This is a genomic window from Halorubrum trapanicum (assembly GCF_017873555.1).
In the GTDB taxonomy this organism is placed as follows: Archaea; Halobacteriota; Halobacteria; order Halobacteriales; family Haloferacaceae; genus Halorubrum; species Halorubrum trapanicum.
Map to the genome: position 1 here is coordinate 40,632 of NZ_JAGGKE010000002.1, position 23,363 is coordinate 63,994.

The 23,363-nt window shown below is 70.5% G+C and carries 26 protein-coding genes and 1 tRNA gene; 12 read left to right on the forward strand and 15 right to left on the reverse strand.

The features are described 5' to 3' along the window. The first annotated feature begins 69 nt into the window (after window positions 1-69). Both J2744_RS02525 and J2744_RS02530 read left to right on the forward strand, forming a co-directional pair. On the forward strand, window positions 70-636 hold the full coding sequence (locus J2744_RS02525) for a helix-turn-helix domain-containing protein (RefSeq protein ID WP_209544092.1): 567 nt from the start codon (window positions 70-72) through the stop codon (window positions 634-636). Window positions 637-700: 64 nt separating this feature from the next. Then, window positions 701-1,903: an HD domain-containing protein gene (locus J2744_RS02530; RefSeq protein WP_209544094.1), complete on the forward strand. Its 1,203-nt coding sequence runs from the start codon at window positions 701-703 to the stop codon at window positions 1,901-1,903. Between the two features lie 46 nt (window positions 1,904-1,949). Here the strand turns inward: J2744_RS02530 and J2744_RS02535 are convergent, their stop codons facing one another. Further along, window positions 1,950-2,354, reverse strand: a complete 405-nt coding sequence (locus tag J2744_RS02535; protein WP_209544096.1) for a universal stress protein — start codon at window positions 2,352-2,354, stop codon at window positions 1,950-1,952. Between the two features lie 150 nt (window positions 2,355-2,504). On the opposite strand from J2744_RS02535, the gene J2744_RS02540 reads away from it, so the two are divergent. The 3 genes from J2744_RS02540 to J2744_RS02550 all read left to right on the forward strand — a co-directional run bounded on the left by J2744_RS02540 (window position 2,505) and on the right by J2744_RS02550 (window position 5,659). Next, the gene (locus tag J2744_RS02540) at window positions 2,505-3,797 is read left to right on the forward strand and encodes an HD domain-containing protein (RefSeq protein WP_209544099.1); all 1,293 of its coding nucleotides are present in this window, start codon (window positions 2,505-2,507) and stop codon (window positions 3,795-3,797) included. Between the two features lie 66 nt (window positions 3,798-3,863). Then, on the forward strand, window positions 3,864-4,928 hold the full coding sequence (locus tag J2744_RS02545; RefSeq protein ID WP_209544107.1) for an amidohydrolase family protein: 1,065 nt from the start codon (window positions 3,864-3,866) through the stop codon (window positions 4,926-4,928). An 89-nt stretch (window positions 4,929-5,017) separates the two neighbouring features. Beyond that, complete coding sequence (locus J2744_RS02550; RefSeq protein ID WP_209544109.1) at window positions 5,018-5,659, forward strand: thymidine kinase; 642 nt, start codon at window positions 5,018-5,020, stop codon at window positions 5,657-5,659. Between the two features lie 45 nt (window positions 5,660-5,704). Here the strand turns inward: J2744_RS02550 and J2744_RS02555 are convergent, their stop codons facing one another. The 4 genes from J2744_RS02555 to J2744_RS02570 all read right to left on the reverse strand — a co-directional run bounded on the left by J2744_RS02555 (window position 5,705) and on the right by J2744_RS02570 (window position 8,562). Continuing rightward, window positions 5,705-6,886, reverse strand: a complete 1,182-nt coding sequence (locus J2744_RS02555) for a PAS domain-containing response regulator (RefSeq protein WP_209544111.1) — start codon at window positions 6,884-6,886, stop codon at window positions 5,705-5,707. 70 nt (window positions 6,887-6,956) lie between these two features. Next, complete coding sequence (locus tag J2744_RS02560) at window positions 6,957-7,229, reverse strand: hypothetical protein (RefSeq protein WP_209544113.1); 273 nt, start codon at window positions 7,227-7,229, stop codon at window positions 6,957-6,959. A 65-nt stretch (window positions 7,230-7,294) separates the two neighbouring features. Continuing rightward, entirely contained in the window at window positions 7,295-7,894 is a 600-nt protein-coding gene (locus J2744_RS02565) for a transcriptional regulator FilR1 domain-containing protein (RefSeq protein WP_209544115.1), read from the reverse strand. Beyond that, window positions 7,891-8,562, reverse strand: coding sequence for a class I SAM-dependent methyltransferase (locus J2744_RS02570; protein ID WP_209544117.1), 672 nt, complete (start codon window positions 8,560-8,562; stop codon window positions 7,891-7,893). The genes J2744_RS02565 and J2744_RS02570 overlap by 4 nt, the downstream gene beginning before the upstream one ends. 60 nt (window positions 8,563-8,622) lie before the next feature. Here J2744_RS02570 and J2744_RS02575 point away from each other — a divergent pair, with 60 nt between their 5' ends. Both J2744_RS02575 and J2744_RS02580 read left to right on the forward strand, forming a co-directional pair. Next, window positions 8,623-9,132: a CinA family protein gene (locus J2744_RS02575; protein ID WP_209544119.1), complete on the forward strand. Its 510-nt coding sequence runs from the start codon at window positions 8,623-8,625 to the stop codon at window positions 9,130-9,132. 97 nt (window positions 9,133-9,229) lie between these two features. Next, window positions 9,230-9,649: a universal stress protein gene (locus J2744_RS02580; protein ID WP_209544121.1), complete on the forward strand. Its 420-nt coding sequence runs from the start codon at window positions 9,230-9,232 to the stop codon at window positions 9,647-9,649. Between the two features lie 59 nt (window positions 9,650-9,708). On the opposite strand, the gene J2744_RS02585 is transcribed toward J2744_RS02580, so the two are convergent. The 4 genes from J2744_RS02585 to J2744_RS02600 all read right to left on the reverse strand — a co-directional run bounded on the left by J2744_RS02585 (window position 9,709) and on the right by J2744_RS02600 (window position 12,425). Then, on the reverse strand, window positions 9,709-9,912 hold the full coding sequence (locus tag J2744_RS02585; RefSeq protein WP_209544123.1) for a hypothetical protein: 204 nt from the start codon (window positions 9,910-9,912) through the stop codon (window positions 9,709-9,711). Between the two features lie 911 nt (window positions 9,913-10,823). Further along, window positions 10,824-10,897: transfer RNA gene (locus tag J2744_RS02590), tRNA-Thr, on the reverse strand. Between the two features lie 61 nt (window positions 10,898-10,958). Further along, complete coding sequence (locus tag J2744_RS02595) at window positions 10,959-11,537, reverse strand: GNAT family N-acetyltransferase (RefSeq protein ID WP_209544125.1); 579 nt, start codon at window positions 11,535-11,537, stop codon at window positions 10,959-10,961. Between the two features lie 66 nt (window positions 11,538-11,603). Beyond that, window positions 11,604-12,425, reverse strand: a complete 822-nt coding sequence (locus J2744_RS02600; protein ID WP_209544134.1) for a CBS domain-containing protein — start codon at window positions 12,423-12,425, stop codon at window positions 11,604-11,606. Window positions 12,426-12,672: 247 nt separating this feature from the next. On the opposite strand from J2744_RS02600, the gene udk reads away from it, so the two are divergent. Next, window positions 12,673-13,371: a uridine kinase gene (gene udk / locus J2744_RS02605; RefSeq protein ID WP_209544136.1), complete on the forward strand. Its 699-nt coding sequence runs from the start codon at window positions 12,673-12,675 to the stop codon at window positions 13,369-13,371. A 929-nt stretch (window positions 13,372-14,300) separates the two neighbouring features. Here the strand turns inward: udk and J2744_RS02610 are convergent. Then, window positions 14,301-15,683, reverse strand: a complete 1,383-nt coding sequence (locus J2744_RS02610; RefSeq protein ID WP_209544138.1) for a DEAD/DEAH box helicase family protein — start codon at window positions 15,681-15,683, stop codon at window positions 14,301-14,303. Between the two features lie 49 nt (window positions 15,684-15,732). Here J2744_RS02610 and J2744_RS02615 point away from each other — a divergent pair, with 49 nt between their 5' ends. Continuing rightward, window positions 15,733-16,710 (forward strand): alpha/beta hydrolase, encoded by a 978-nt coding sequence (locus J2744_RS02615; protein ID WP_209544140.1) that lies wholly within the window; start codon window positions 15,733-15,735, stop codon window positions 16,708-16,710. 12 nt (window positions 16,711-16,722) lie between these two features. On the opposite strand, the gene J2744_RS02620 is transcribed toward J2744_RS02615, so the two are convergent. Continuing rightward, on the reverse strand, window positions 16,723-17,172 hold the full coding sequence (locus tag J2744_RS02620; RefSeq protein WP_209544142.1) for a universal stress protein: 450 nt from the start codon (window positions 17,170-17,172) through the stop codon (window positions 16,723-16,725). A gap of 81 nt (window positions 17,173-17,253) precedes the next feature. Here J2744_RS02620 and J2744_RS02625 point away from each other — a divergent pair, with 81 nt between their 5' ends. Next, window positions 17,254-18,885 carry an amidohydrolase gene (locus tag J2744_RS02625; RefSeq protein WP_209544145.1) on the forward strand — a complete coding sequence of 544 codons (1,632 nt, stop codon included), beginning with the start codon at window positions 17,254-17,256 and terminating at the stop codon, window positions 18,883-18,885. Window positions 18,886-18,983: 98 nt separating this feature from the next. Continuing rightward, window positions 18,984-19,235 (forward strand): SelT/SelW/SelH family protein, encoded by a 252-nt coding sequence (locus J2744_RS02630; protein ID WP_209544147.1) that lies wholly within the window; start codon window positions 18,984-18,986, stop codon window positions 19,233-19,235. Window positions 19,236-19,277: 42 nt separating this feature from the next. Here J2744_RS02630 and J2744_RS02635 read toward each other — a convergent pair whose 3' ends face one another. After that, window positions 19,278-20,156, reverse strand: a complete 879-nt coding sequence (locus tag J2744_RS02635) for an agmatinase family protein (RefSeq protein WP_209544149.1) — start codon at window positions 20,154-20,156, stop codon at window positions 19,278-19,280. 5 nt (window positions 20,157-20,161) lie between these two features. Beyond that, the gene (locus tag J2744_RS02640) at window positions 20,162-20,539 is read right to left on the reverse strand and encodes a translation initiation factor IF-5A (RefSeq protein WP_049932521.1); all 378 of its coding nucleotides are present in this window, start codon (window positions 20,537-20,539) and stop codon (window positions 20,162-20,164) included. Between the two features lie 234 nt (window positions 20,540-20,773). Here J2744_RS02640 and J2744_RS02645 point away from each other — a divergent pair, with 234 nt between their 5' ends. Further along, entirely contained in the window at window positions 20,774-21,421 is a 648-nt protein-coding gene (locus J2744_RS02645) for a hypothetical protein (protein ID WP_321169779.1), read from the forward strand. A 31-nt stretch (window positions 21,422-21,452) separates the two neighbouring features. Here J2744_RS02645 and J2744_RS02650 read toward each other — a convergent pair whose 3' ends face one another. Together J2744_RS02650 and J2744_RS02655 are read right to left on the reverse strand one after the other, a co-directional pair. After that, a complete protein-coding gene (locus tag J2744_RS02650) occupies window positions 21,453-21,737 on the reverse strand; it encodes a hypothetical protein (protein WP_209544151.1) in 285 nt (94 codons plus the stop codon). Then, window positions 21,737-22,891 (reverse strand): aminotransferase class I/II-fold pyridoxal phosphate-dependent enzyme, encoded by a 1,155-nt coding sequence (locus J2744_RS02655; protein ID WP_209544153.1) that lies wholly within the window; start codon window positions 22,889-22,891, stop codon window positions 21,737-21,739. The genes J2744_RS02650 and J2744_RS02655 overlap by 1 nt, the downstream gene beginning before the upstream one ends. Between the last annotated feature and the right edge of the window lie 472 nt (window positions 22,892-23,363).

A 23,363-nucleotide genomic window follows, 5' to 3' on the forward strand; every position in this document is an offset into this window, starting at 1 on the left:
TCGACGACCCCGGCGACGCCGAGCGCTTCTCTCCACGACTTTTTAACGGCCCGGCCCTCTACTCGGGGTATGCCGAAGTACTCGACGGGCGGCGGCGGCGGCGGCGACGACGGCGACGCGTGCGAGCTCTGCGGCCGCGAGACCACGGCCCTCCGGAAGGCGACGGTCGCCGGCGCGAAGCTGCTCGTGTGTTCGAACTGCCGTCCCCACGACGACGCCGGGAACGCCCCGAGCGACCGGGGCGGACCGAGCGGCGGGTCCCGCGGCGGGAGTTCGGGCGGAAGCTCGGGCGGCACCGGATCCGGCTCGGGGGCGACCGAGAGCCGGAACAAGGAGCTCGCGCGGAAGCAGGCGAAGATGTACGACTCCGCCACCGGCGACTCGAAGCGCTGGGAGGAGGAGGGGACGAGCTACGAGTCCGACCGCCTCCCGTACCTCGTCTCCGGCTACGGCGACCTCGTGACCGAGGCGCGACAGGACGCCGGGCTGACGGTCGAGGAGGTCGCGGCCGAGCTGGAGCTCGACGAGGACGACCTCCTCGCGGTCGAGGACGGCCGGGCCGCGACCGCGAACGTGGGCGGCTCCGTCGTGCGCGCGCTCGAAGAGCGGTTCGGGATCGACGTCGTCGACGAGTGACTCGCCGCGCCCGCCCGCCCGTCGAGTCGAAACGACCAACTCGGACCGGGGCGACCACCCGCCAATGAAGGCGATCAAGGACAGCGTCCACGGCCACGTCCGGCTCGGCGACCTCGCCGTCGAACTGGTCGACACGCCGGCGTTCCAGCGGCTGCGACACATCAAACAGCTGTCCACGGTCCGGCTCGTCTACCCCTCCGCGAACCACACGCGGTTCGAACACAGCCTCGGCGTCTACCACCTCGCGCGCAGCGCGATCGAGGGACTCGGCGTCGACGAGGACACGGCGGCGCACGTCCGCGCCGCGGCGATGCTCCACGACGCCGGTCACGGCCCGTACGGCCACCAGACCGAGGGGATCATCCGGCGCGCGACCGGGCGCGACCACGACGACGTGGAGTGGCTGCTCACCGACGCGGACCGCGGGGTCTGTCAGGTCCTCGAACGCAACGGGCTCGACCCCGAGCGCGTCGCCGCCCTGATCGACGGCGAGGGGGCCTTGGGACCGCTCGTCTCGGGGGAGCTGGACGTGGACCGCATGGACTACCTCGTGCGCGACGCCCACCACACCGGCGTCCCGTACGGCACCGTCGACACCGGCCGGCTCGTCACCGAGCTCCGGCTCGTCGGCGGCGACGGCGCGGGCGGGGCCGCCGACCTCGTCCTCGACGAGGGGAACGTCGCCACCGCCGAGAGCCTGCTCGTCGCGCGCTCGCTGATGAACGCCGTCGTCTACCGGCACCACGTCTCCCGGGTCGCGGGCGCGATGCTGGAGCGCGCCTGCGAGCGGTACCTCGACCGCACGGAGACCGACGTCGAGGCGTTCCGCCGGATGGCGGACCACGACCTCCTCGTCGAGCTGCGCGACCGCGTCCCGGCGCTCGGCGAGCGCATCGAGCGCCGCGACCTCTACAAGCGGGCGGTCTGGGCCGAGCTCGACGAGGTGCCGACCGGAACGGTCGACGCCGGGCGCGCGGAGGAGCGCGCCGCCGAACGCGAGATCGCGGAGACCGTCGGTATCGACCGCGACGCGGTCCTCGTCGACATTCCCTCGCGCCCGGCGCTGAAGGAGTCCGGCTCGGCCGTCGTCGTCGACGGCGTCCCGCAGCGGCTGGAGGACGCCTCGGAGCTGGTGGCCGGACTCCGCGCCGCCGAGCGCCGCCGCTGGACGCTCGGCGTCTACTGTCCCGCCGAGCACGTCGACGCCGTCGCGACCGCCGCGCGAGATGTGCTGGGACTGCGCGCGACGGGGCGACCGTCGGCCTGAGCGACCTGGTCGGCTTCGCGACCGAACGCCGCGCGTCGGCGCCGCCTCACTCCCCGTCCGGTCCCGGAACCGCCAACACCGGCCGGTCCGCGTTCAACACGAGCGCCTGCGTGGTGCTGCCGAAGACGACCTTCCCGGCCGGGCTCCGCTTGCGGCCCGACACGCAGATCGCGTCGGCGCCGACGTCGTCCGCGGCCGCGAGCAGCTCGTCGCCGGGGTCGCCGCTGGCCTCGTAGTGGACGCAGTCGACGCCGGCGTCTTCCAGTACCTCGCGGGCGCGCCGCACCGTTCCGAGCTGGTGGACCGACGCCCCCTCCGGGTTGTCCCGGAAGACGTGACAGAGGTGCGCGGTCACCTCGTCGGAGGCTCTCGGCAGGTCCACGACGGCTTCGGCCTGTGCGATCGCGCGCGGCTCGTCGTCGAGACCGATCCCGAGGAGCACGTCGTACATATGCGGCGGTTCGCGCGGTCGGCACATAAATCGTGCCGCGGATTCGCGGGCGGCGGCAGCGGCTCCGGAATCGACGTCCGCTCTCCCCCGGCCCGTGGCGCCCCGCTCGACACTCACAGTCTTTTATCCGGTGCCGCCGAAAGCCGACGCATGATCACGGTCAAGGACACCGTCCACGACCACATCGAAATAGACGGCGTCGCCGCCGACCTCGTCGACACGCCCGCCGTCCAGCGGCTCCGCCACGTCAAGCAGCTCGGGACGGTCCAGCTGGTCTACCCCTCCGCGAACCACACGCGGTTCGAGCACAGCCTCGGCGTCTACCACCTCGCGAGCCGCGCGCTCGATCACCTCGGGATCGAGGGGAAACGCGCCGACCGCATCGAGGCGGCCGCCATGCTCCACGACGTCGGGCACGGCCCGTTCAGCCACAACCTCGAGTCGCTCACCCACCGCCGGACCGGGAAGTACCACGACGACGTCGGCGAGCTGCTGGAGACCGGCGCGGTCGGCGACGTGTTACGGGACCACGACCTCGACCCGGACCGGATCGCCGAGATCGTCGCCGGCGAGGGACCGTACGCCGGGCTGGTCTCGGGGGAGCTGGACGTCGACCGCATGGACTACCTCGTGCGCGACGCCTACCACACCGGCGTCCCGTACGGCACCATCGACACCGAGCGGTTCGTCCGCGAGCTGACGTTCGTGGAGCGTGGCGGGGTCGCGGACGGCGACGGTGCGGATCGTGACGGTTCGGACCGCGACGGGACCGGCCGTGACGGCCCGGAACTCGTCTTAGACGAGGGGAACGTTCAGACCGCCGAGAGCCTGCTCCTCGCCCGAGCGCTGATGAACCCGGTCGTCTACACCCACCACGTGGCGCGCATTTCGAAGGCGATGCTGCGGCGGGCCGCGAGCGACCTGCTCGACGCGACCGCGACGACCGCGGCCGAACTACGGCGGATGGACGACCACGACTTCCTCGCCGCGGTCCGCGACTGCCGGGAGACGGCCGAACTCTCCCGGCGGTACGACGAGCGCGACCTCTACAAGCTGGCGGTGTGGGCCGAGTACGACGACGTCCCCGACCGGGTCCACGAGGCGGACCACGCCGCGGAGACGGCGCTCGAACGCGAGATAGCCGCGGAGGCTGGCGTCGCGCGCGACCACGTGATCCTCGACGTGCCGCCCGAGCCGACGATGCGCGAGTCGACCGCGCGCGTCACCGTCAACGGTGATATCAGGCGCCTGGAGCGACAGTCGCCGCTCGTCTCGGCGCTCCGGACCGCCCAGCGGGACCAGTGGCGCCTCGGCGTGTACGCCCCGGCCCCCGCCACCGACCGCGTCGGCCGAGCGGCCGCGGACGTGCTCGGTCTCGACCCCGACGGCCTCGTGACCGAGGTGCGCGGCGCGATGCCGACGACGCTCGACGAGTTCGAGTAGGCGAGCGGGGCGCCCCCAGCGGACCCGTTCCCGTGACGTTTTAACCTCGGCTGGCGAGGCTCGGATATGCATCTCGAGGGGACCATCCTGGTCGGTCCCGACTTCGAGCCGGTCGAGGGCCGGGTCGTCGTCGCGGACGGCGAGATCGTCCGGGTGGAAGCGGAATCGGTCGAGAGCGACGACGTGATCCTCCCGGCGTTCGTCAACGCCCACACCCACATCGGCGACTCCATTGCCAAGGAGGCGGGCGAGGGACTCTCGCTCGACGAACTGGTCGCCCCGCCGGACGGGCTGAAACACCGGCTCCTGCGGTCGGCCAGCCACGAGGAGAAGGTGGCCGCGATGGCCCGCACCCTGCGCTACATGGAGTCGACGGGGACCGGTACCTTCCTGGAGTTCCGCGAGGGCGGCGTCGACGGCGTCGCCGCGCTCCGCGACGCGCTCGCGGGCGAGGGGGTCGAGTTCGGCGAGCGCGCGATCGAGTCGGTCGTGTTCGGCCGCGACGACCCGGACGTCCTCTCCGTCGCCGACGGGTACGGCGCCTCCGGCGCGCGAGACGCCGACTTCGACGCGGTCCGGTCGGAGACGCGAGAGGCCGGCAAGCTGTTCGGGATCCACGCGGGCGAGCGCGACGCCGACGACATCAACCCCGCGATGGACCTCGACCCGGACTTCCTCGTCCACATGGTCCACGCCGAGTCGATCCACCTCGAACGCGTCGCGGACCGGGGGACGCCGGTCGTCGTCTGCCCGCGGTCGAACCTCGTGACGAACGTCGGCGTCCCGCCGATCCGCGAGCTGACCGAGCGGACGACCGTCGCGCTCGGCACCGACAACGTGATGACCGACTCGCCGTCGATGTTCCGCGAGATGGAGTTCGCGGCGAAGCTCTCCGATCTCCCGGCGCGGGAGATCCTGCGGATGGCGACGCGCAACGGCGCCGAGATCGCCGGGCTGAACCGCGGCGTCGTGCGGAAGGGGGCCGACGCCGACCTGCTCGTGCTCGACGGCGACTCCGACAACCTCGCCGGCGCGCGAGACCTCGTCCGCGCGGTCGTCAGGCGCGCCGGCCACGCCGACGTCTCGCGGGTCGTGATCGGCGGCGAGCCGGTCGTGCCCCGCGACGACTGAGTCGCGAACCGGCCGGTGATCCCGGCGTCGGCGTCGACCGACGCGCCGGGAGAGAAACGGTTTAGTCGCTGGCTCCGGCCCGATCGGGTATGCACGCCATCACTCGATCCGGCTGGATCGAGGTCATCTCCGGGTCGATGTTCTCGGGCAAGACGGAGGAGCTGCTCCGCCGGCTCCGGCGGTCCGAGATCGCCGGGCAGTCGGTCGCCGTCTACACGCCCGCGGTCGACGACCGCTACGGCGAGACGACGATCGGCAGCCACACGGGGCGACAGTGGGAGGCGACCGTCGTCGACAACGAGGGCGACGGCCCCCTCGACATCCTCGACGACGACCCCGCGGAAGTCGTCGCCGTCGACGAGGCGAACTTCTTCTCGAACGCGCTCATCGAGACCTGTAACGCCCTCGCCGACCGCGGCAGCCGGGTGATCGTCTCGGGCACCGACCAGACGTTCCGCGGCGAGCCGTTCGAGCCGCTCCCGCAGCTGATGGCGACCGCCGAGTACGTCGACAAGCTCCAGGCCATCTGCTCGGTGTGCGGGGAGCCGGCCTCCCGAAACCAGCGCCTCATCGAGGGGGAACCGGCTCACGTCGAGGACCCGACGATCCTCGTCGGCGCCGAGGAGTCCTACGAGGCGCGGTGTCGCGACTGCCACGTCCTGTTGACGGGCGACCGACCCGACGAGGAGCGGCCGTTCGAGGACACCGAGGCGGACCCCGCGAACGACTGATCCGGTCTCGTGGTCGGCCGCGGCCGCCCACCGCGGAGCGTCGGCTCAGTCGGCCCGACCCGCCGTCCTGTAGGCCCACAGGTGGCCGTCGCCGTCCGGCAGGTCGATCGGCCGGTACGTCAGAATCAGCGTGTCCCCGTCGGCGAGCGCGAGCCGCTCGTCGTCGACCGGGCGCCGGTTCTCGACGAGCGTCTCGATACGCTCGACGAACCCCTCGGGGTCGGCGAACCGCTGGCTCAGTTCGACGGCGAGTTCCCGACAGTCGCGGCCGGCGGCGGTCGACGGATCGCCGTCGAGTTCGAACTGATCGTACAGCCGCTCGTTCACCTGGATCACCTGTCGGTCGCCGTCCTCGATGAGCATCCCCACCGGGAGCGTGTCGAGCGCGGTCGACAGCACGGCGTTCGTCCGCTCGATCTCGCGTTTCCGCGCCTCCGCCTCGGTGACGTCCTCGAACTGCGAGAAGACGCCGATCACCTCCCCGTCGGCGTCGGTCACCACCTGGTTGTGCCACGCGCAGCGGATCCGCTCGCCGTCGCTGCGGACGTTCTCGTTGACGCTCTGGTAGCCGCCCTTATCGGAGAGCAGGTCGCGTTCGAGCGCCGCCACGTGTCGGTGCGCCGGTTCGGGAACGAACGGGAGCCACGTCCCCCCGAGCAGTTCCGACTCCTCGTAGCCGAGGATCTCCTCGGCGGCGGGGTTCACCCGAACGATCCGAAACGCGTCGTCGTACTCGATCGTCCCCAGCGGCGACTGGTCGATGAACCGCGAGAGCCGCTCCTGGCTGGCCGCGAGCGCGACCCGCGACCGGTGTTGGTCGACGGCGTTGCGAACCCGGTTGGCCAACACCTCGTACCGGTCGTTCCCGCCGCGCTTCTGGATGTAATCGGTCGCGCCCGCCGAGATGGCCTCGCTCGCGATCTCCTCGCTCCCCTTCCCCGTGAACAGCACGAACGGGACTTCGACGCCCCGGTCGCGGACCCGCTGGAGGAGCGAGAGTCCGTCCGTTCCGGGCATGTCGTAGTCGGAGACGACGCAGTCGATCGGCTCCGTCGCCAGGGCGTCGAGCGCGCCGGCGAGGTCCCTCTCGGACTTGACCTCGAACGCGTCGTCGATCCGTTCGAGGTACGTCGCGGTCAGATCGAGGAAAGCGTCGTCGTCGTCGACGTGAAGGACCCGAACCGTCGCTGCGTCGTCCGACCTGGGGTCCGCGAGAGGCCCCGTCATGCTACTCGGTACCGAGACCTGACAAATATACGTTCGGGTCCGGTCGGTCGGGTTCGGGCGGTCCGCCGGATTACGCTTCGTCGCCGCCGTCGTCACGTCCGCCCTCGGCCGCCGCTTCGTCGACCGCCTCGTCGTCCGCGGTCGCGAGCCGGAACAGCCCGACGAGCGCGCCCGCGGCGACCACCGCCCCCTCGGCTTTCGCGGCGGCGTACACCCACTCTCTCGGCTCCGCCTCGCCGGCGTTCCGGTAGCACGCGCGCGTCCAGACCGCGACGGCGCGCCGCGGCGCGACCGCCTCGATCAGTCCGCCGATTCCGGCCACTAACAGCAGCAGCGCTTTCATACGCGCCCTTCGGCGGCGACCCTCAAAAGCGGACCGGGGACCGTCACCGTCCGGAGGAGATCCGCTCAGTCGTCGGTCACCGACTCGGCCGCGGCGAGGTAACGCCGACAGGTCGCGGCCGCCCACTCGCGGACCGCCGGCGCGTCGGTCCGTAACAGCGCCGAGATTCCGTCGCCGTCGATCAGTCCGACGGCGGCGCGGTCGTCGGCGAGGACCACGGCCACCGGCGACTCGCCGTCGTGACGGTACGCGTCGACGCCGCGGTCGGCGAGCGCGCGCCGGACGACCGGGCCGGTCGCTCCGGAGAGGCGGTCGCTCGCGGCGTCCGTGAACACGACGCGGACGTCGCCCGGGACGGTCGCGTCCCTCTCGGAGCCGTTCGAGTCGCCCGCGTCCCCGTCGCCGTCCGTCGCCGCCAGCGAGGCGTTCAGCCGACGGGCGAGGTCGGCGTCGAACCGCGGGACGACGGCGACGACGCTGTCGGCCGAACCGACGAGTCCGGCGAGCCGTTTCGCGGGATCCGCGGTAACGCCTTCGTCCGCCGCTCCGCCGCTCCGCTCGACGACCTCGACCCGATCGTCGAGGGCCGCGAGGTCGGCTGCGACCGCGCTGGCGACGAGCGCGCGGAGGACCGCCGCGGGCGACGACGAGTTGTCGTCGCTCACGCGTCGCTCTCGTCTGGATCGGTCGAGCCAACCGCCTCGGTCGACCACCGCTCCGACGCGTCCGGGCGCGAGGGGTACGACTGTCGCCCGCCCGTCGACTTCTGCGCGAGCAGTCGGGCCGTGGCGCGCTCGCGGCCGCCCGGGCGCTCCGTCGTCGTCTCGTCGTAGTAGCGCACGCTCAGCCCCAGCCCCGCGCGGAGCAGTTCGTTCGCCGCGTAGCGGTAGCGGTCGCCGCTCGGTCCCGACTGCGAGGGCGACGCCGACCGGAGGTGTCCCTCCACGAAGAGGTACCCGTCCGGCGCGAGCGACTCGACGAGGTCGGCGAACCGGTCGAGCGCGTGGAAGTAGCTCATCGCGATCACGTCGTACGTCTCGCTCGGAAACCCGTACGTCGAGGCGTCGGCCCGGATCGCCTCGATCCGGTCGCCGATCCCGCGGTCCGCGGCGCGCTCGCGGACGATACGGAGGCCCTCCGCCGAGGCGTCGAGCGCGTCGACGTCGCGGCCGCGGTCCGCGAGGAACACCGCGTTGCGGCCGGTTCCGGCGGCGACGTCGAGCGCGCGGCCGTCGGGCAGCGACGGCTCGTAGGCGCGGAGCACAGGGGACGGCTCCGGCGCGCGCGGGTACTCGCCCGACGCGAACCGCTCGTCCCAGTCGGTGTCGGTCACGGTCGCCCTTCGACGCGGCGGGGCGTAAACCTCAGGGGCGCTTCGCTCGGAGTGAGGGGTATGGACGAGACGACGGACCCCGCCGAGCGCTTGAACGAACTTCTCTCAGGCGGCGACGAGACGGTCGCGACCGCGGAGTCGCTCACGGGCGGACTCGTGGGGTCGCGGGTGACGGACGTGCCGGGCGCGAGCGGCTACTTCGACCGCGGGTTCGTGACCTACACCTACGACGCCAAGCGCGAACTGCTCGGGGTCTCCCGCGAGTCGCTCGACGCTCACGGCGCCGTGAGCGACCCGGTGGTCCGGGAGATGGCGGCGGGCGCGCGAGACCGAGCGGACGCGGACTGGGCGGTCGCGACGACCGGAATCGCCGGACCGACGGGCGGCACCGGCGAGAAACCCGTCGGACTGGTGTACTTCGGGGTCGCGCACGCCGCGCCGTGGGGTACCGAGGAGTCGTTCGTCCGCACCGAGCGGGCCGTCCTCGACGGCGACCGCGACGCGGTGAAGCGGGGCGCGGCCGAGCGCGCGCTCGACGCGCTCGTCCGAGCGATCGAGAACGTCGACTGAGAGCGTCGAGGACGCAGACGGGTGAGCGCGGAGTCGAGCGGGCCGTTCCGCCCAGCCCACCAGATGCGTTTATCCGGTGTCGGCGCGTACCGCCGGTATGATAGAGCGCGTACTCGTCGCGATGGACGGCTCAGATCTCTCCGAGCGCGCGCTCCGATACGCGCTCGACGGCCACCCAGACGCCGAGATCACCGTGTTACACGTCGTTGGCGGGGCGTCGCCGATGATGGGACAAGCGGCTGGGATCGCCCTGTCGGAGGCCGGGGAAGACGGCATCCATGACGCCGCCGAGCCGGTGTTCGAGCGGGCACACGAGATCGCCGCCGAGTACGACGCGGCGATCGAGACGATCGTCGAGGCGGGGCGGCCCGCCCGGCAGATCATCGACCACGCCGAGGGGTTCGACGTCGTCGTGTTGGGCACCCACAGCGGGTCGCTCGCGGACCGCCTGTTCGTGGGGAACGTCGCCAAGACGGTGTTCCAGCGGTCGCCGGTGCCGGTCACGGTCGTTCGGTGAGTCGGGGTCGCGTCAGGCGGCGCACGCGTTCCCGCCCTGCGGCGCGGCCGCTCGGGTCGCTATTCGATGTAGGCGTTCCCCACGACCGCGACGACGAGCGCGGCGATCACGATCCACGTGAGGGGTTCGACCGCGAGGAGTCGTATCGGCCGCACGGCCGACTCGTCGAAGCCGAAGAGGGCGCCGCCGGCGAACGCGACCGCCAACACGAGCGCGCCGACGATTCCGGCCACGCCGAGCAGGGCGGCGTCCGACGAGTCCATACCCGACGTGGATGTCGGGGCTACTTAAAAAATGTCCGCGGGACGGTCGCGGGGAGAGACCTACTTGGAACGCTTCGCGACGGTCGTACCATCATATCACTCGGAGCCGAAGTGGCAGGGTACGGCAGGTGGTCGACTACGAGAACGCGTGAAGGTGTACGGCAGGCTTCACGAACTCGTCGACGATCTGCGTGAGGAGGACTACTTGTCGTCCAGACGGAGACGTGGTGTCTCTACAGGCGTCGACATTGAAGCACGGGAGAGCGGCAACTGGTGGGAGCGGGGATGACCTACGCCCACCCCGAACCGGAGGTTCATACGTGATGACAATCAAGCGGGGATAGCGGTCGTGTCAAAGCGGTCGCAAGTCGCCGATGAGCGGCGGTCTGTGTGGATGAAATACCACGCAGAAGGGTATAATATGAATGGGATTTCGCTCTTTCCCGGTGTTACAGCGCCGGGATTTGCAGTTCTGATGGGAGCATGGCTCGTTCGCAACGGCCATCCCACGATCGGCGCCGGACTTGCCGCCGCTGGTCTCGTGGCGTGGTCGTATGTGAACTGAAAAAGTAGCCGCCAGCTGACCACTGGCGGCACTATTCATGTATTGAAAGGGTATAATGGGATTTCGCTCCCTGATTGGAGCAGGCTTACTCGCCGTTACAGCGGCGAGGCACCGTCGCTCTGATGGTCATTGGGGATAGGCACATTACTGCCACGTCCCGTGGTGCGTGTGACAATAGAGGTGCGATGATACAAAACAGTTACTACTACCACTACTATTAGAGGTCACGCCGAGATCCTGATTTGTGACACTCGATCGTGGTTTCTATATAATCATCCAACTGTCGACAGGACACACAACCTCACTTGGTGCCGGTCTGCCGTGGAATCATTCAGAAACTTGATAGAGCCAGGGCAGGGATTTGAACCCCGGAAGTCTCGATTACAAGTCGAGTGCATGAACCACCCATGCTCCCCTGGCGCGTGCGGCCGTACTCGGTCCTCCTATGTGTGCGTGTCGCTTTCCGCGAACCCGGCCGGCGTCAGTCGCTTTCGTCCGGCGCGTCGGAGTCCTCGCCGTCCGGAGTACCGGGATCCTCGCCGTCGCGTCCGCCGGCGGCCTCGTCGCTCAACGACTTCGTCAGTTCGACGCGGTGGGGGTCGTACCCGTGCGCCGCGTAGAACGCCCGGGCGCGGTCGTTGTCGGCGAGCGCCTCCAGCGCCACGCGTTCGGCGCCCGCCTCGTCGAGGGCGCGCTCGGCGGCGTCGAGCAGCGCCGCGCCGACCCCCTCCCCGCGACGCTCCGGGACCACGAAGAGGTTGCTGACGGTGCCGCGGGTGGCGTCGCGCTCGTAGTCGCCGCGTTCGAGCGAGAAGCCGACGAAGCCGACGACGTCGGTCTCGTCGCTCTTTCCCGCGTCGGTCTCCGGATCGCGAGCGACGAACAGGTCGCCCGTGACGACCGACTGCGCGACCCACTCGCGGACCGTCGCGCGGTTCGCCTCGGCGCGGAGCGTGGCGCCGTGCTCGCGCTGGCCCGCCGCGAGCGCCACCCACATGTCGGTGACGGCGTCGACGTCGTCGGCGCTCGCCGGCTCGACGCGGGGGTCCGTCTCGGCCATACGGCCGACTTCGGCTCGCGGCGTGTTGAGGCTGCCGGCCGTCGGATCGACCGCTCAGAAGCCGACTCAGATCTCGCGGCAGTTCGGGCAGACGGCCTGCCCGTTAGCGGTGACGAGGTCGGGAACGAGCGCGCCGCAGTTCTCGCAGACGCCCTGCGTCGAGGCCCCGCTCGGCGCTCCCGCAATCGGGTCGGTACCGCCGTCCGTCCCCGCGGTTTCGTCCCGGGACGCGGCCGCTGTGCGGTCCGCCGTCGACCCCGGACCGATCGTGGTCCCGGCGCCGCGTTCGGCGTCGGAGTCCGCGGCGGCGGCCGAGAGCACCGTCCCGTCCGGCCGCGTCTCGCCGGTCGCGGTCTCGTCGCCGAACCCGTCGGTCCCCGTGCCCGTCCGCGGAGCGCCGGCGGCGAGCACGTCGCCGTCCGTGACGACGCCGACCGCCTCACCGTCGTCGACGGCGACGACCCGGTCGGTCCCTTCCGCGATGAGTCGCTCTTCGACCGCCGACAGGGAGTCGTCCGGAGACACCGTCGGTAGCGGCGGACCCATCGCGTCGCCGACGGTGCGTTCGTCGGCTGCGCGGTCGTCGGTGCTGCGTTCGTCGGCTGCGCGGTCGTCGGTGCTACGTTCGTCGGCGGCGCGGTCGTCGGCGGTACGTTCGTCGCCCTCCGTTCCCGCCCCGGACTCGTCGGCGTCTCCGGTCATGTCCAACAGCGCGTCGAGCGCGTCGCGGGACTCCAAACGGCCGACCGGTTCGCCGCCGCGCACGACGACGAGGCAGTTCGTCTCCTCTTCGACCAACAAGGCGGCCGCGTCCGAGAGCGAGTCCGACTCGCTGGCGCCGAGGAACTCGCGGTGCATCACGTCACGAACCGTGGTGTCTGTTCGCATACCTCTCGAATTTGCTCCGATCGGCTAAAAGGTGCCCCCGACACCGTTATATCGGCACCGTACGTAGCCTTGCGATCGGTTCGCACACTGAGCGACGCAAGGTCACGCGCGACACTCGCGCGAGTCGCTCGCGGCGGACTATCGCGGAGTCGTGCGCGACGATTCACGGGTCGGGCCGCGACGGCTCGCGGATCGGTCGCGACGACGAAAAGGGAGCGTTCAAACCCGCCGGCGTTCGAACGCCAATATGGCTATTCCCTCGTTCGTGATCGGGATCGCGGGGGGGACGGGCGCCGGGAAGACGACGGTCTCCCGGCTCGTCACCCGCGACCTCGGCGACAGCGTCACGCGGATCCCCTTGGACAACTACTACGAGGACCTCTCGCATCTCGACTTCGAGGAGCGCCAGGAGGTCAACTACGACCACCCCTCGGCGTTCGAGTGGGAACTGCTCCGCGAGCACCTCGAAGCCCTCCTCCAGGGACAGTCCGTCGAGATGCCCCAGTACGACTTCGAGATCCACAACCGGGAAGACGAGCGCGTCACCGTCGAGCCGACCGACGTCATCGTGCTGGAGGGGATCTTAGCGCTGTACGACGAGGAGATAAACGACATGATGGACCTCCGGCTGTTCGTCGAGACCGACGCGGACGTTCGGATCCTCCGGCGGATCCGGCGAGACGTGATCGACCGCGGCCGCGACCTCGAAGGCGTCATCGACCAGTACCTCTCGACCGTGAAGCCGATGCACGAGCAGTTCATCGAACCCTCGAAGAAACACGCCGACGTGATCATCCCGGAGGGCGCCAACAGCGTCGCGGTGAACCTCCTCGAAGAGAAGCTCCGCGCCGAGGTCGAGGGCGACGCGGTCCGCAGCTGGGAGCGCGGCAGCCTCGAAGCGGAGCTGGGCGAGAAGCGCTCGCTCGACATGGACGGCGACGATTGATCTCGGTGGGCTGTCGCGGTTGGCGGAACTGACGGGAGATCGATGAGGACTGCTTCAGAAACCGCGGCCGCTCGTTTACAAATAGCCGGCTTCGTTGGACCTTGTTTACAGGTGTGTTCTCGTTCGAAACGACCGGTCGTTAACACGCGTATATCGGCCGCAGAAGGCTCTACTAGCTTAGAGAGGTGTTCAGAAGGCTTGCGGGACACGACCGGGATAGTGAAGCTACAATTTATAAATTCAGATATCTAACGAAAAACATGGAGCCGAAAGATATCGTCGCGGCCGGTATCTTGCTTGTATTCGTCTCCCTTCTTTTGGCTCTGTTAACTAGTGTCTGGATTATTCCGTTAGGCCTGTTTGTATCGTTCGTCGGGCTTCTGCTGTATTTATTTAAGAGACATCACGAGAGACGGATGGATTCTAAGCGGAATCAGGTCGAATAGACCGCTACGAGAACTGTCGGACTTAGCCATTGTGTCACGCAAGGCGTTTCTCACAGATGTGAGAGAGGTGTCGACCGACTCCAGTCTGTGGGTTCTCTGTGCTGGCCGGAATTGGGGTAGAACGTGTCTCTCACCGCGGATTCCAACAGGCCAGATAGCTAATCGCGCATCGGCAGTGAACGCCGCCAAAGCCCCAGTCGCGAGGCGGCAGTACGCTCGTTGTCGTTCGAGACGCCGAAGGCGTCTCGTGATGACGAAACGGCTTCGTCGTTTCGAACCACGCTCCTCGTCACTCGCTGCGCTCGTTCCTGCGGTGCTTACGTCACCTACTGCCGCCTCGCGACTGCCCCTTTGAGTCCCGCCCCGCACAGCAGCCGCACCTCACGCCTCCCCAGCCTCGCCGCTCGCTCCGCTCGCGGCGTCCCTCGCGCGTGCTGACTCGCGGCCTGTCGGCCGCTCGCAGGCACGCGCCACCGCGTTCGGTCAGCGTCGTCGACTCGCCACGCGCTCCTCGGCGGTCTCTGCGCTGACGAGTTCGTAGAGGGTCGCCCGGCCGCCGTCCTCCTTCGGCCGGAGCACACGGCCGAGCCGCTGGGTGAACTCGCGCTCGCTGCCCGAACCCGAGAGCAGGACCGCGACGTTCGCGTCGGGCACGTCGACGCCCTCGTCGAGGACGTTGGCGGCGACGACCCGCCCGTAGGTGCCGTCGCGGAAGCGTTCGAGGATCTCGCGGCGCTCCGTCGCGCCCGTCTCGGCGGTGATCGCGGGCAGGAGGAAGCGCTCCGAGAGGCGGTAGACGAGGTCCGTGTGGGCCGTGAACACGATTACGCGGTCGTCGCGGTGCCGGTCGAGGATTTCGGCCAGCCGGTCGACCTTCCGCTCGGCGTTCATCATGATCTCGCGGGCATCCTGCTTCGCGAGGAGCGCCTCGCGGGCGGCCGGGTCGTTGCCCGATCGCTTGACCAATTCCTGATAGTCGCTCCCGCTCGTGAACGTGATCCCGGCGTCGCGGACGTACTCGACGAAGGTGCCCTGTTTCTCGTCGTAGCGCTCGCGCTCCGCGTCGGTCAGCGCCACCTCGATCCGCCGGATGTCGTAGGGCGCGAGGTGGCCGCCCGCGAGGTCGTCCACGTCGAGTGCGTACACGCGGTCGCCCACGAGGTCGGCGACGACCTCGTGCGCGCCGTCCGGGCGCTCGAAGGTGGCGGTCAGCCCAAGTCGCGCGGGGGCGGCGAGCAGGCGCGCGGCGTCGCGGTACCCCTCGCCGCCGAGGTGGTGGACCTCGTCGAAGACGACGAACTCGAAGGCGTCGCCGACGCCGTCAGCCTTCAGGTACGCGGAGTGGTACGTCGACACCGTGACCGCCTCGCGGCGCTGCTCGCCCCCGCCGAAGCGGCCGATCGGGAGGTCGAACTCGCGCTCCAGCTCGCGCTGCCACTGGTCGAGCAGGTCCACCGTGGGGACGACGACGAGCGTCGGCACGCCCAGTTCGACCATCGCGCGGATCGCGATCACGGTCTTGCCGGCGCCGGTCGGGAGCTCGATCACCCCGCGGTCGCCCGCGTCGCGCCACGCGTCGAGCGCCTCGCGCTGGTACTCGCGGAGGTCGTAGTCGGTGACGAGCGCGTCCGGCAGTCCGGCCTCGCTCGCGGCGCGGTCGCTCGCCGCGAGGACCCGGTCGTCGACGGAGACGCCGGCGACCCGGAGCGCCCGCCGGAGTTCGGCGTAGCGGTGGGCCGGCGCGCGACCGGTCCCGGTTCGGGGGTCGGTCTCGACGCCGGGCAGCGGCGGCAGCGCGTCGGGCGCGAGGTCGGCGTCCGCGTCGACCCGGATCGTCCCGTCCTCGTAGGTCAACCGGACGTCCATCGCCCGGAGTTGCCGACCGACTTACAAAGTCCCACCGCCTCGCCCCGGTATGCGCGCGGACGAACTCGACCCGGACCTCGCCGCGGCGATCGACGAGACCGAGTCGCTGGGACCCCCCGCGTGGAGCGACCTCTCGGTCGAGACCGCGCGCCGCCTCGAAGACGAACTGTTCTCCGGGCCGCCCGAACCGCCCGTGGCCGAGGTGCGCGACCTCGCGTTCGACGGTCCCCACGGCGAGGTTCCAGTCCGGGTGTATCGGCCCGAAAGCGCCGTCGGAACGGCCGAAGGCGCATCGACCGGCCGCGCCCTCGTCCACTTCCACGGCGGCGGGTGGACGCTCGGCACGCTCGACTCGGTCGACGGGATCTGCCGCGAACTCGCGGTCCGCGCCGACGCGGTCGTCGTCTCGGTCGACTACCGACTCGCTCCGGAACACCCGTTCCCGGTCGCGGTCGACGAGGCGGCCGCGGCGGTCGAGTGGGTCGCGGAGGCGGCGGGCGCGCTCGACGTCGACCCCGACCGGGTCGGCGTCTCGGGCACCAGCGCCGGCGGCGCGCTCGCGGTCGCGTCGTCGCTCCGCGCCCGGGCGACCGACCGGCTCGACCGCGAGTCCGCCGACCGCCCCGAGCCGGCCGGGCAGTTCCTGCTCTATCCGATCGCCGGCTACGACTTCGAGACGGACGCCTACCGGGAGAACGCCGACGGCCCGCTGCTCACCCGCGAGGACATGCGGTGGTTCTACGAGCAGTACCTCCGCAGTCCGGTCGACGCCGCGAACCCCTACGCGGTCCCGCTTGGCGCAGACCACCTCGGGGGCCTGCCGCCCGCGACGGTCGTCACCGCCGGGTTCGACCCCCTGCGCGACGACGGCGTCGCGCTCGCGGAGCGGTTCGAACGCGAGGGGACGCCGGTCGAACACCGGCACTACCCGGCGATGGCGCACGGCTTCTGTAGCCTCGCGGACCGCGTCGACGCCGCGGAGGCGGCGCTGTCGGCGGTCGCGGCCGACGTGCGAGACTGCCTATAAAAGACGCGAGGGTCAGGCGTCGACCGTCGTCTTCACGATGCTCACGGGCGCTGCCGACTGTCTGGAGACGCGCTCGGTGACGGAGCCGAGCATGCGGCGGTAGTCGCCGGAGCGCGTCTTCGACCCCATCACCGTGAGGTCGACGTCCGCCTCGTCAACGTACCGGAGGATCTCCTCGTGGGGGACGCCGTACCGGAGGGCGGTGACCGCCTCCACGCCGGCCTCGCGGGCGCGCTCGGCCACGGTGTCGAGCGCCTCGCGACCGGTCTCTTCGAGCGTCTCCTCGGCGCCCTCGGCGCCGTCGACGAACTCGTCGCCGGAGTAGGCGTTCACCACGTCGCTGTCGACGACGTAGAGGACGTGGAGCGTCGCGTCGTAGCGGTCGGCGGCGTCGATCGCGTGGTCGATCGCGCGGTCGACGCCGACGCTTCCGTCGGTGGGCAGGAGGACGTTGTCGTACATACGCGGCGGTTCGCCGGCCGAGCGAATAAATCGGTCGCCGTTTCCCGAACGGTTAACACGCTGTGTGCCCCCCGAGTTCCCATGACCGAGGCCGCGGACCGGATCTTCGTGAACGGGGAAGTACACACGCTCGCGGACCCGGACTCGGGCGGCGACGCGGTCCGCGAGGCCGTCGCCGTGCGCGACGGCGAGATCGTCCGGACCGGGCGGACTCACGACGTGGAACTACTCGCCGGCGTCGACACCGACGTGGTCGACCTCGACGGCCGCGTCCTCCTCCCCGGGTTCGTCGACGCGCACACCCACCTGACCACCGTCGGTCGGTACCTCGTCCACGCGGACCTCTCGGCTGCGGACTCGCCCGAGGCGGCCGTCGACCTGCTCGCCGAGCGCGCGGCGGAAGTGGAAACCGAGGAGAGCGGCGGCGACGCGGCGGACGACGAAAGCGACCCGGCCACCGACGAAGCCGAGACGGGCGACTGGGTGCTCGGCTACGGCTACGACGAGTCGACGTGGGACGAGTCGCGCTACCTGACGCGCGACGACCTCGACCGCGTCTCTACCGAGCGCCCGGTCGCGGCGTTCCGCGAGGACATGCACGTCGCGGCCGTCAACGGCGTCGCGCTCGACCGCTTCGCGGATGCGCTCGACGACGCCCCCGACGAGACGGTGCCGACCGACGCCGACGGCGAGCCGACCGGCGTCCTCCTCGAAGCCGCTATCGACCCGATCTACCGGGCGGTCGAGCCGGGTCCGGCCGAGACGCGCGCGGTCGTCGAGGCCGCGCTCAAACACTGCGCCGCCCGCGGGATCACCGGCTTCCACGACATGGTCCGGGACTCGCACGCCCCGCGCGTCTACCGCGACCTCGACGCGGCGGGAAAACTCACCGCCCGCGTCCGGATCAACTACTGGAGCGACCACCTCGACGCGGCGCGCGAGGTCGGTCTCGCGACGAACGCCGGGGGCGACCGCGTCGAGACCGGCGCGATCAAGTCGTACACGGACGGGAGCCTCGGCGGCCGGACCGCCCGGCTCTCCGAGCCGTACGCGGACGACCCCGACGAGACGGGCCAGTGGGTCGTCGACCCCGCGGAACTGCGCGAGACGGTGGCCGCGGCGACCGAGGCGGGCTTCCAGTTCACCGCGCACGCCATCGGCGACGAGGCGGTCTCGGCCGTGTTGGACGCCTACGAGGAGGCCGCGGCGACCGACCCGGGCGAGGCCCGCCACCGGATCGAACACGTCGAGCTGGCCGACGACGACGCGATCGAGCGCCTCGCGGAGACCGGCGTCGTCGCGAGCGTCCAGCCGAACTTCCTGAAGTGGGCCGGGGAGGGCGGACTCTACGAGGAGCGACTGGGTCCCGAGCGCACCGCGGAGACGAACCGCTACCGGGAGCTGCTCGACGCGGGGGTCGAACTCGCCTTCGGCTCCGACGGGATGCCGATGGACCCGCTGTTCGGGGTCCACCACGCGGTCAACGCCCCCGCCGAGTCCCAGTGGCTCACCGTCACCGAGGCGCTGCGCGCGTACACGAGCGGCGCCGCCTACGCGGGCTTCGACGAGGATCGACTCGGGACGGTCGAACCCGGAAAGCGAGCCGACCTCGTCGCGCTCGACGCCTCGCCGTGGGAGAACGCCGACGCAGTCCACGAGATCGACATCGCGCTGACGGTCGTCGACGGCGAGGTCGTGTTCGACGGGCGGTAGGTGGCGGCGGAGGGTCGACTCGCGACGAACCGACCGCGAAACCCGCAATCGCTGCCAGAAAACAGCAGTTATTAATCGTGTAGTTCCAACCAGAGCGTATGGCAGAGATAGCCATCGAGTACGCCGCGGGGGACCGCCTCCGCTCCGAGGCGGAGACCGCGCGACGACTCATCGACGCGTACCTCGGCGACCGCCCCGACGTCGACCGCGTCACGCTGTCGCCCTCCGGCGAGTCCGTCTTCTGCGTCAGCGTCGAGGGGGACCGCATCTGGTGTACCGACCCCCGCGAGTGGATCGACGCGATGGAGGCGGTGACCGCCGCGCGGCGGCGACTCTCCGAGGTGTCGTAGGAGCCGAGACCGTCGAGCGCCTCGCGTTGCCCGCGTCGCCCGTTACTCCGAGCCGCCGGTCCGCCCCTCGGCGACCGCGCTCGCGTGCGAGTGCGCGAACTCCCGCAGCAGTTTCCCCGCGAGCGCCGCCGCCTGCCCGTCGTCGCGGTCGTTCACCTCGACGACGTCGAACCCGTCGGCGCGGGGCGCGACCGCCCGGACGAGGTCGCGGACCTCTCGGGGGTCCAGCCCGAACGGCTCCATCGTCCCGGTCCCGGGAGCGTAGGCGGGGTCGAGGCCGTCGATGTCGACCGAGCAGTAGACGGACTCGTCCGCGGCGAACGGTCGGTCGTCGGCGTCGCCCGCCGAGCCGTCGCCGAGCGCGTCGAGCCACTCGCGGGCGTCCTCGGGGGCGACGACCTCCACGTCGGCGTCGGCCGCGCGGTTCCACTCCGCCTCGGAGCCGGTCCGCGCCCCGACGATCACCGCTCGGTCGACGCCGAGGTCGTCGAGACACCGGCGCGTGACGCAGGCGTGGTTCCACGGGTTCCCGTCGTACGCCTCGCGGAGGTCGAGGTGCGCGTCGCAGACGACGAGCACGTCGGGGTCGACGGTCTCGACGCCCGCGTACGTGACCGTGTGCTCGCCGCCGACGAGCAGCGGGACGGCGTCGTCGTAGGCGACGCTCCGCAGTTCGGCAGCGAGGTGGTCGAGGTACGCCGGCACGTCGTCCCACGGGCGCACGTCGCCCGCGTCGTGGACGCCCAGCGCGGAGAAGCGGCTCTCGGTGCGGGGGTCGTAGTCGTCGTACGTCTCGGCAAATCGCCGGACCCGGTCCGGTCCGAACCGGGTGCCCGGCTGAAAAGTGGTCGTGGCGTCGAGCGGAGCGCCGACGACCACGTAGGAAGCAGCTTCGCGGTCGGTCGTCGCCCCGGGGAACATGCCGATTACCCGATGATCTTCCGTTGGCCCTCGTAATCGAGGTACTCGATGTTGTCGTCCGAGGAGAAGTCCTCGCCCTCGGGAATTCGCATCGTGAAGGTGTCGTAGGTGTCCAGATCCATCACCTGGACCTCGTCGCCGCTGACGTTGACGACCTGTCCCTGCTTGCGCTGGATGATCGGGACCCACACCTTCGCGTCGACCGGCTGCGAGAGCGAGCGCTTCTTGTCGTCGAAGACGCCCTTCCCCTCGACGCGGGCCTTGGCGCTGCCGTGTTTACCGGGTTTGGCGGTGCTGTAATGGTTGATCTTACAGGGCGCGTCGTCCATCATCACGTAGCTGCCCTCCTGGAGTTCGCGAACCTGCTTCTGCTCTCGCGGCATAGCCGCTAATTCCGCCGGGGCGGGTATAAACGGTTTGGAACGCCGTCGGGCGGGCGCTCGCGGGTCGAGCGGGCGGGCCGGTCGACAAAGTGGAAAGCGGCCGAAGTCGGGAAAACGTTCAACACGAGACCCGACGAAGACGGCGCGTATGTCCCCGGTTCAGATCTCCCCAATCGCGGGTCAGGTCCCTCCAGTTCCGATCCCGATCCAGATCCCCCCATCGACGCCGCTCACGTGGCGGTCGACGCGCTCCCGGCGCTCCCGCTGATCGGCGGCGGGATCGCGGCGGCCGTCAGCGCGGCCGCCGTCACCGGAGCGATACTGCTCGGAAGCATCGGCGTGTACGTGTACGGTTCGGGCGACGAGCGGGTCGACCGCGTCGCCGACGCGCTCGGCGACGACCTTCCCGCCCCCACCGACGCGCCGGTCCGTGAGGGAGCCGACGTGCCGTCGGCGGCCGACCTCCACGAAGTCGCCGAACACGAGGACGGCGACCCGGTGTACGTCCCGGTGATCCGGGTCCCGCTCGGGACCGCCGATCCAGGCACCGACGGCGTGTACCGCCACGCCGCCCGCGCGGCCGCGGCCCTCCACGACGAGTTCGAGGACGCCCACGTCCGCGGGTACGACGTGGAGTTCGGACTCGACGACGGCTCGATAGGCGGCGTCGGACGAACGGTGAAACGCGTCGCGGTCACGCCCGAGATCGCGGAGCGACTCCGCGACCGCGACTACGACCACCGCGACCTCCGGAGCGACGTGGCGGACGCCGACGACGGCGACCCCGGCGTCCCACCCGTCGACTGGGGCGACGCGGTGAACTACGCGAACGGCGACGGCTCTGCGGCGGCGGCCGGCGCGGCGGCGACCGCGGCGACGTAGCGACGACGGAGTTCCCTCCGAAAAAGGGGATCTACGGGTCGAGCTCGTCGACGTACTCCTCGCGTTCGCTCTCGTCGTCGACGTTCCCGTCCGGCGGGACGAGCTGTCCCGTGTACAGGTAGCTGACGACGAACATGACGATGAAGCCGACGCCGACCGCGGCCGTCGTCCGGACGACGAACGGGATATCGTTGAAGTAGAGGTACCGGTCCGCGACCGCGATGGCGACGAACGTCACCAACAGCACCTTCTGTTCGTCGGTCGGGTCGCGAACGAACCCGACCACGTCGTCCTTGAGGTCGCCCAGCAGGCCCATCAGGCGTCACCCCCGGTCGTCGCGGCCGAGTCGGATTCCGCCGTATGATCCTCGATCACGCGGCTCACCCGGTCGAGACCGTCTTCCAACTCCTCGGTCGGGAGGCCGAACCCGATCCGGAAGCGGTCCGGGAAGCCGAACAGGTGTCCGGGCGCGAGGACGACGCTCGCCTCCTCGACGACCGTCCGGCAGAAGTCCTCCGCGTCCGCGAAGCCGTCGGGGACCGTCACGAAGGCGTTGACGCCGACGGGGTCAAGCCAGTCGAGGTCGTGCTCGTCGACCCAGGTCGCGACGCGGTCGCGGTGGTCGCCCGCCAGCTCGCGGTTCTCCGACAGGATTCGGTCCTCGCGCCGCCCGAGCGCCTGCTTCGCCACGTGCTGGCCGAAGAGGCTCGGCGAGATGGTGGTGTAGTCCTTCCAGCGCCACGCGCGCTCGACGACCGGTTCCGGGCCGGCGATCCAGCCGAACCGAAGCCCTGCCAGCCCGTACGCCTTCGTGAGGCTGGTCGTCGAGATCCCGTGCGCGCCGTAGCTCGCGACCGGCGGCTGCGGCTCCGCGGCGAGCAGGCGGTACACCTCGTCGCAGAGCAGGTAGGCGTCGCGCTCGACCGCGACGTCGTAGGCCGCGCGCATCGCGGCCTCGTCGTGGTACCGGCCGGTGGGGTTGTTCGGGTTGTTGGCGACGATCACGGCGGTGTCGTCGCGGGCCGCGTCGGCGACCGCCTCGGGATCGAGCTCCCACTCCGGCGGCTCCAGTTCGACGCGGGTCACGTCCCCGAACGCGTCCGGGACGGCGTGGAGCGCCTGATAGGTGGGGGTGACGACGACGGCGTGGGTGCCGGAGCCGACGCCCGATTCCCCGCCGTCTCCGTCGACGGCGCCCTCGTCGCCGAGCAGCGAGAGGAACGTCAGGAAGTTCGCCTCCTGCGTGCCGCAGGTGAACAGCACCTCGTCGGCCGAGCGGTCGTAGCGGTCGCCGACGGACGCCCGGAACTCGGGGTCCCCGTTCGTCGGGATGACGTAGCCGAGCTTCCCCGGGTCGAGGTCGAACCGACTCGCGTCGAGCGACCGGATGCCGCTCTCGGCCAGCATGATGTCGGCCTCGTGTTCGTGCTCCGCGAACCAGCGTTCGAGGCCGAACGGGTCGATGCGCATACCCGCGTTCGGGCGGCCGCGAGGTTAGGTGCTGTGGTTGCTGGTGGCGGCGCCGTGGTTGCGGGTGGCAGTCGCGGGGCGGACCGACGTGTTCCGCGTCGGTGCTCCGACGATTCGACAGGGGGCGCTTCCAAAGCCTCAGCCGCGAGGGCGGCGCACGCTCGCTGCGCGCTTCACTCGGTCGCTCACTTCGTTTGCTCCCTCGTTCCAGTGCTTACGTCGCCTGCGCCGCCCTCGCGGCAGCGTGGCGCTACGCGCCACGGGCAACCGGCGGCTTTGCCGCCGGTGACTGCCCCTTTGAGTCCCACCCCGCACAGCGCCTCACGCCTCCCCAGCCTCGTCAGTCGCCCGGAGCAACGCGGAGGGCGACTGACTCCAGCGAGGGACCTTCGGTCCCTCTGGCAGCCGGCGCGTCGCGCCGGCGACAGTGCGAGAGCGAAGCTCTCGCTTGAAACCGGACGGAGTCCGGTGA

What these genes read in the sequence shown, in the direction of transcription:
- J2744_RS02550 (WP_209544109.1), top strand. Translation starts at nt 5,018, where the DNA reads ATGCACGCCATCACTCGATCCGGCTGGATCGAGGTCATCTCCGGGTCG.
- J2744_RS02555 (WP_209544111.1), bottom strand. Translation starts at nt 6,886, where the DNA reads ATGACGGGGCCTCTCGCGGACCCCAGGTCGGACGACGCAGCGACGGTT.
- J2744_RS02615 (WP_209544140.1), top strand. Translation starts at nt 15,733, where the DNA reads ATGCGCGCGGACGAACTCGACCCGGACCTCGCCGCGGCGATCGACGAG.
- J2744_RS02635 (WP_209544149.1), bottom strand. Translation starts at nt 20,156, where the DNA reads ATGTTCCCCGGGGCGACGACCGACCGCGAAGCTGCTTCCTACGTGGTC.
- J2744_RS02585 (WP_209544123.1), bottom strand. Translation starts at nt 9,912, where the DNA reads ATGGACTCGTCGGACGCCGCCCTGCTCGGCGTGGCCGGAATCGTCGGC.
- J2744_RS02650 (WP_209544151.1), bottom strand. Translation starts at nt 21,737, where the DNA reads ATGGGCCTGCTGGGCGACCTCAAGGACGACGTGGTCGGGTTCGTTCGC.
- J2744_RS02560 (WP_209544113.1), bottom strand. Translation starts at nt 7,229, where the DNA reads ATGAAAGCGCTGCTGCTGTTAGTGGCCGGAATCGGCGGACTGATCGAG.
- J2744_RS02535 (WP_209544096.1), bottom strand. Translation starts at nt 2,354, where the DNA reads ATGTACGACGTGCTCCTCGGGATCGGTCTCGACGACGAGCCGCGCGCG.
- J2744_RS02630 (WP_209544147.1), top strand. Translation starts at nt 18,984, where the DNA reads ATGGCAGAGATAGCCATCGAGTACGCCGCGGGGGACCGCCTCCGCTCC.
- J2744_RS02540 (WP_209544099.1), top strand. Translation starts at nt 2,505, where the DNA reads ATGATCACGGTCAAGGACACCGTCCACGACCACATCGAAATAGACGGC.
- J2744_RS02575 (WP_209544119.1), top strand. Translation starts at nt 8,623, where the DNA reads ATGGACGAGACGACGGACCCCGCCGAGCGCTTGAACGAACTTCTCTCA.
- J2744_RS02625 (WP_209544145.1), top strand. Translation starts at nt 17,254, where the DNA reads ATGACCGAGGCCGCGGACCGGATCTTCGTGAACGGGGAAGTACACACG.
- J2744_RS02525 (WP_209544092.1), top strand. Translation starts at nt 70, where the DNA reads ATGCCGAAGTACTCGACGGGCGGCGGCGGCGGCGGCGACGACGGCGAC.
- J2744_RS02530 (WP_209544094.1), top strand. Translation starts at nt 701, where the DNA reads ATGAAGGCGATCAAGGACAGCGTCCACGGCCACGTCCGGCTCGGCGAC.
- J2744_RS02595 (WP_209544125.1), bottom strand. Translation starts at nt 11,537, where the DNA reads ATGGCCGAGACGGACCCCCGCGTCGAGCCGGCGAGCGCCGACGACGTC.
- J2744_RS02600 (WP_209544134.1), bottom strand. Translation starts at nt 12,425, where the DNA reads ATGCGAACAGACACCACGGTTCGTGACGTGATGCACCGCGAGTTCCTC.
- J2744_RS02545 (WP_209544107.1), top strand. Translation starts at nt 3,864, where the DNA reads ATGCATCTCGAGGGGACCATCCTGGTCGGTCCCGACTTCGAGCCGGTC.
- J2744_RS02640 (WP_049932521.1), bottom strand. Translation starts at nt 20,539, where the DNA reads ATGCCGCGAGAGCAGAAGCAGGTTCGCGAACTCCAGGAGGGCAGCTAC.
- J2744_RS02655 (WP_209544153.1), bottom strand. Translation starts at nt 22,891, where the DNA reads ATGCGCATCGACCCGTTCGGCCTCGAACGCTGGTTCGCGGAGCACGAA.
- udk (WP_209544136.1), top strand. Translation starts at nt 12,673, where the DNA reads ATGGCTATTCCCTCGTTCGTGATCGGGATCGCGGGGGGGACGGGCGCC.
- J2744_RS02610 (WP_209544138.1), bottom strand. Translation starts at nt 15,683, where the DNA reads ATGGACGTCCGGTTGACCTACGAGGACGGGACGATCCGGGTCGACGCG.
- J2744_RS02620 (WP_209544142.1), bottom strand. Translation starts at nt 17,172, where the DNA reads ATGTACGACAACGTCCTCCTGCCCACCGACGGAAGCGTCGGCGTCGAC.
- J2744_RS02580 (WP_209544121.1), top strand. Translation starts at nt 9,230, where the DNA reads ATGATAGAGCGCGTACTCGTCGCGATGGACGGCTCAGATCTCTCCGAG.